Genomic DNA, 253 nt, shown 5'->3' with positions numbered 1-253 from the left:
ACTATTTACACCAAAGCATATTGTCCTTATTGTGTTCGCGCTAAGTCTGTATTGGACAACAAGGGTGTCAGCTATCAGGAAATCAGGATTGACGAGAAGCCAGAGTTGCGTCCTGAAATGATTGAGCGCGCCGGCGGGCGGAGCACGGTTCCGCAGATATTTATTGATTCCCGCCACATCGGTGGCTGCGACGATATGCTGGCACTTGATGCAAGCGGACAACTTGACCCTTTATTAAACCTTTAAATATTAG

1 protein-coding gene is annotated in these 253 nt (G+C 47.4%); it reads left to right on the top strand.

The annotated features are described in order from the left end of the window. On the top strand, window positions 1–246 hold a 246-nt coding region (gene grxC / locus R0J87_RS22640; RefSeq protein ID WP_498889153.1), incomplete at its 5' end, for a glutaredoxin 3. Between the last annotated feature and the right edge of the window lie 7 nt (window positions 247–253).

The sequence above is a fragment of the Halomonas sp. SIMBA_159 genome (genome assembly GCF_046536035.1).
GTDB classification, from domain to species: Bacteria; Pseudomonadota; Gammaproteobacteria; order Pseudomonadales; family Halomonadaceae; genus Vreelandella; species Vreelandella venusta_A.
Note: the sequence above shows the minus strand (reverse complement) of the source record. Positions and strands in the feature narration are given on the sequence as shown.